The sequence below is a fragment of the Micromonospora phytophila genome (genome assembly GCF_023656545.1).
Lineage (GTDB): Bacteria > Actinomycetota > Actinomycetes > Mycobacteriales > Micromonosporaceae > Micromonospora > Micromonospora phytophila.
This window is the reverse complement of sequence record NZ_JAMOKF010000457.1, coordinates 1-3,489: the sequence shown is the minus strand read 5'-3', so window position 1 is coordinate 3,489 and position 3,489 is coordinate 1. Positions and strand designations below refer to the sequence as shown.

At 74.3% G+C, this 3,489-nt stretch carries 4 protein-coding genes; all 4 read right to left on the bottom strand.

Translation table 11 applies throughout. From position 1 onward, the window contains the following. The coding region (locus NCC78_RS29495) for an MFS transporter (protein ID WP_250798633.1) at positions 1-695 on the bottom strand (695 nt) is incomplete at its 3' end. A 75-nt stretch (positions 696-770) separates the two neighbouring features. Further along, the gene (locus NCC78_RS29490; protein WP_284706366.1) at positions 771-1,913 is read right to left on the bottom strand and encodes an acyl-CoA dehydrogenase family protein; all 1,143 of its coding nucleotides are present in this window, start codon (positions 1,911-1,913) and stop codon (positions 771-773) included. Between the two features lie 20 nt (positions 1,914-1,933). After that, positions 1,934-2,464 carry a hypothetical protein gene (locus tag NCC78_RS29485; RefSeq protein ID WP_250798630.1) on the bottom strand — a complete coding sequence of 177 codons (531 nt, stop codon included), beginning with the start codon at positions 2,462-2,464 and terminating at the stop codon, positions 1,934-1,936. 156 nt (positions 2,465-2,620) lie between these two features. Continuing rightward, complete coding sequence (locus tag NCC78_RS29480) at positions 2,621-3,325, bottom strand: UdgX family uracil-DNA binding protein (protein WP_250798629.1); 705 nt, start codon at positions 3,323-3,325, stop codon at positions 2,621-2,623. Positions 3,326-3,489: the final 164 nt, after the last annotated feature.

The window sequence follows — 3,489 nt, the reverse complement described above, 5'->3', positions numbered from 1 at the left end:
GGGGTCAGGTCCGGCGGCGCCGCGGCGGCCGGCACCGGGGCGTCGGCCGCCGCCAGCCGGCGCGCGGTGAGCAGCGGGTCGGGCCGCAGCAGCGCCAGGAGTACGACGGCGGCGACCACGAACGCGGCGGCGCTGAACGCGAACGGGCCGGCCAGCGATGGCAGCCCCCACCCGCTGGTGAGGCGGTCGGCGAGCGTGGCGAAGTTCGGCGCCGCCACCGCCCCGATCGTCGTGGCCCAGACGATCAGGGAGAGCTGGCGGCCCCGGCGAGCCGGCTCGGCGAGGTCCACGGCGGTGTAGCGGGCCTGCAGGTTCGCCGCGGTACCCCCGCCGAAGAGCAGCATGCCGAGGAAGAGCAGCGGCACCGAGCGGGTGACCGTGGCGAGCACCACCAGCACGGCGCCGGCCGCGCCGGCCAGGTACGCGACGGCCAGTCCGGGCCGGCGGCCGTGCCCGTTCATGATCCGGGTGACCGGGACGGCGAGCAGCGCCCCGCCGACCACGGCGGCGCTCTGTGCCAGGCCGGCGACCGCGGTGCCGGCGACCCGGGCGGCGAGCAGCGCCCCGACCGAGATGCCGATGGTGACGCCGATCCCCCCGATGATCTGGGTGGTGAAGAGCAGGCGCAGGGTCCGCCGCTGGATCGGCGCGACGTCGGGCCGGGTGGGGACCGGTGCGGTCAGGTCGGTGGCCATCCACGGCTCCTCGGTAAGGGGTCAGGCGCTGCCCCATCCTTGCGCACCCGCCCCGGCCCGCGGCAGCCGGTTTCGCTACAGGCCGAGCCCCCGCCCGATGATCTCCTTCATGATCTCGGTGGTGCCGCCGTAGATGGTCTGCACCCGCCCGTCCAGCCAGGCCTTCGCCACCGGGTACTCCAGCATGAAGCCGTAGCCGCCGTGCAACTGCACGCAGCGGTCGGCGACCTTGTTCTGCAGCTCGGTGGTCCACCACTTGGCCTTGGCGGCGTCGGTGACCGACAGCCGGCCGGCGTTGAACTCGGCGACGCAGTGGTTGACGAAGGTCCGCGCGATGGTGACCTCGGTGTCCAGCTCGGCCAGGAGGAAGCGGTTGTGCTGGAATTTCCCAATGGGCCGGCCGAACGCCTCGCGGGAGCGGGCGTAGTCGAGGGTCACCGCCAGCAGCTTCTCCGCCGCCGCCACCGCGGCCACGGCGATGCTCAGCCGCTCCCGGGGCAGGTTGGCCATCAGGTGGTAGAAGCCGTGGTTCTCGGTGCCGATCAGGTTCTCCGCCGGCACCCGGCAGTCGTCGAAGAAGAGTTCGGCGGTGTCGTTGGCCTTCAGCCCCACCTTCGCCAGCCGCCGGCCGCGGGAGAAGCCGGGGGTGCCGGTCTCCACCGCGATCAGGCTCACCCCGTGCGCGCCCTGGTCCGGCGCGGTCCGGGCGACGATCAGCACCAGGTCGGCCATCTCCCCGTTGGTGATGAAGGTCTTCTGGCCGTTGAGCACCCAGCCGTCACCGTCGCGTACCGCGCTGGTGCGGATCCCGGCCAGGTCGGAGCCGGCGCCCGGCTCGCTCATCGCGATCGCGGTCACCAGGTCACCCGAGCAGAAGGCCGGCAGCCAGCGCTTGCGCTGGTCGTCGGTGGTCAGCTCGGTGAGGTACGGCGCGACCACGTCGTTGTGCAGGCCGAAGCCGAGCCCGGAGCAGCCGGCCGCGACGATCTCCTCGACCAGCACCGCGTTGAACCGGAAGTCCCGCTGCCCACCGCCGCCGTACTCGGTGTCGACGTCCATGCCGAGCAGCCCGGCCGACCCGGCCTTGCGCCACACCTCGCGGTCGACGATCCCGTCGGCCTCCCAGCGCTCGTGGTGTGGCACCGCCTCCCGGGCCAGGAACTCGCGGCACAGGTCGCGGAACTCGTCGTGGTCGCGCTCGTAGAGATGCTGCTCCATGGCGGCAAGTGTGGCACTGCTCATCCGCCCTGCCCAGAGCCGGCCAGCCGGCGGTCCAGGCGGCGCAGCCGGGACAGGGTCAGCGCGGCGACGGCGGCGCTCACCACGCCGGCCGCCCCGTAGATCACCGCCCAGCCCTCGTTGCCCACCACCAGCCACCCGAGCAGGACCAGCCCCAGGCAGCCGGCCAGGACGACCGCCAGCGCCGCCACGGTGCCCCGCCGCTGGGCGGCCAGGTACGCCGGGAGCTCGGCCCGCACCGCGTCGTCGGCCGGCACCACGCCGGTTCGCACCGCCTGCCGCAGGCCGTACGCCTCGGGATCGCGCCCGGCCGCCCGCGTCTGTTCGACGCGCCGGCCCAGATACAGCGCCGGACCGACCCACAGGACGTTCTGCGCCCCGCCCAGCACCAGCTCCGCCAGCGGTTCCCCCCGTTCCAACAGCCACCGCACCGGCACCCCGACCAGCAGCGTGAGCGGCGCCCAGAACAGCGCCAGAACCTGAAGTGCGGTCATCCGTTCGAAGGCGCGGCGACGGTGCTCCCTGGTCATGTCGGGACTCCCCGTGGTGTCGGCCGGCGTGCGGCACGTGGCGTTCCACCCGGCGGGCCCGACCGGACAGGGAGGAGCCGACGGCGGGAACGGTCGTCGGCCCTGCGTACCCATCCATCAGGATCGGTCAAACGGTCCCGGGTGGACGGCCGTTCCTCACCCGGTGAGGGCGCGGGCGGCGACGGTGAGGTCGGCGACCAGCCCCTCGTACGCCTTGTCCTGGTCGTCGGCGCGCAGCACCGCGGACGGGTGGATGGTGGCCAGCAGCCGGGCCGACGGCGCGTCCGCGACCGTGCCCTTCGCGTCCACCGGCACCCGCTGGAAGTCCTCCGGACGCTGGGCGGACGCCGGCCAGGGCAGCAGCTCACCCCGCTGCCGGGTGACCCGGAACGTCGGGCCGAGCAGCGCCTTGGCCGCGGTGGCGCCGAGCACCACCACGATCTCCGGGTCCAGCTGGGCGAACTCGGCGACCAGCCAGGGCCGGCAGGCGGTGATGTGCACGCGGTCCGGCGTCTGGTGGATGCGCCGCTTTCCGCGCAGCTCGAAACGGAAGTGCTTCACGGCGTTGGTCAGGTAGGTCTGCCCGGCGTCGAGCCCGGCGTCGTCGACTGCCTTGCGCAGCAGCCGGCCGGCGGGGCCGACGAAGGGCAGCCCCTTCTGGTCCTCCATGTCGCCGGGCTGCTCGCCGACGAGGACCACCCGGGCGCCGGCGTCGCCGCGGCCGAAGACGGTCTGCGAGGCGTCCCGGTAGAGCTCGCAGCCCCGGCATCCGGTGGCGGCGTCGCGCAGCTCGTCGAGGGTGTCGGCCTGCGGCGGGATGAAGTGCTGCGCGCCCGGCGCGGTCTCGGTCTGCTCGGCCATGGGGAGAGTTCTACCCCGCCGGCTGCCTCTCACGCGCGGAACCCGCCGAGCCCGTCACCGTGCCGTCGGATCCGACGGCGGAAAGGCCGGGAGCGGACACCGGGCCACGCCGGGCGGACGCCGCACCACGCGGGCGGACGCCGGGCCAGGCGGGCGGACGCCGG

Excerpts from the sequence above, each read along its gene's own strand:
- NCC78_RS29490 (WP_284706366.1), bottom strand. The coding sequence starts at position 1,913 with ATGGAGCAGCATCTCTACGAGCGCGACCACGACGAGTTCCGCGACCTG.
- NCC78_RS29485 (WP_250798630.1), bottom strand. The coding sequence starts at position 2,464 with ATGACCAGGGAGCACCGTCGCCGCGCCTTCGAACGGATGACCGCACTT.
- NCC78_RS29480 (WP_250798629.1), bottom strand. The coding sequence starts at position 3,325 with ATGGCCGAGCAGACCGAGACCGCGCCGGGCGCGCAGCACTTCATCCCG.